This is a genomic window from Bradyrhizobium sp. UFLA01-814 (genome assembly GCF_046718885.1).
Lineage (GTDB): Bacteria > Pseudomonadota > Alphaproteobacteria > Rhizobiales > Xanthobacteraceae > Bradyrhizobium > Bradyrhizobium elkanii.
Genome location: NZ_JAQOSR010000377.1, coordinates 1 through 915 on the forward strand (window position 1 = coordinate 1; position 915 = coordinate 915).

Genomic DNA, 915 nt, shown 5'->3' on the forward strand with positions numbered 1-915 from the left:
CCAATACGATACGCGGCCACGCGGCGGAGTATGGCCTGATCGCACCCAAGGGACTGGATGCGATCGAACCACTGCTGGCGCGGATTGCGCAGGACGAGACGCTTCCCGTTCTGGCGCGCGAGCTATTTGTGGTGCTGGGCCGGGAGCGCGTCAGGCTCGAGGGTGAGTTGGAGGCGGTTGAGGCCAAGCTGATGGCCTGGCACCGCGCCGATGCCACGGGCCGGCGTTTGGCTCAGATCCCCTCGGTCGGTCCGATCGTTGCAACCGCGCTGGTGATGAAGACACCTGATCCGCGCATGTTCCGTTCTGGTCGTCATTTTGCGGCCTGGCTGGGATTGACACCCAAGGACCACTCCACCGCTGGCAAGACCAGGCTCGGCAAGATCACGCGGGCTGGCGATGAGAACTTGCGCCGTCTGCTGGTGGTCGGGGCCACAGCGGTGATCCAGCAGGCCAGGCGGGGACGCGGTCATCACTCGCGCTGGCTGCTGGCCCTGATCAAGCGCAAGCCGCCGAAGCTTGCGGCCGTGGCGCTCGCCAACAAAGTGGCCCGCATCGCCTGGAAGCTGATGGCGACGGGCGAGAGTTACGATGCGGCACCGATCAATCCCATGACAGCCGTCGCCGCCTAACAAATTGGGCAGCTGGCGGGCTCGCTCGTTAGCCGCCCTGGAGCTGCAAGAGCAGATGGAGCGATCGATCGAGCAACGATGCGAGACAGTCCGCAGGACCCATCGGCCGTCAACAGGCCGCGTGGTTGTTTGGAACTCGCATCGCGCAAACCATCTTGGCCAGCGATCCATTCGATCGCACCCAACAGGCCGGACATATGGATGCAAGCGATCCGATCTCACCAAACAGCTCTTGTGCCACGGGGGCCGTCCACATATGGGTCCTGGCTTTCGCCAGGACGAC

1 protein-coding gene is annotated in these 915 nt (G+C 64.2%); it reads left to right on the top strand.

The annotated features are described in order from the left end of the window. The coding region (locus PMN64_RS42910) for an IS110 family transposase (RefSeq protein WP_411785128.1) at positions 1–632 on the top strand (632 nt) is incomplete at its 5' end. Positions 633–915: the final 283 nt, after the last annotated feature.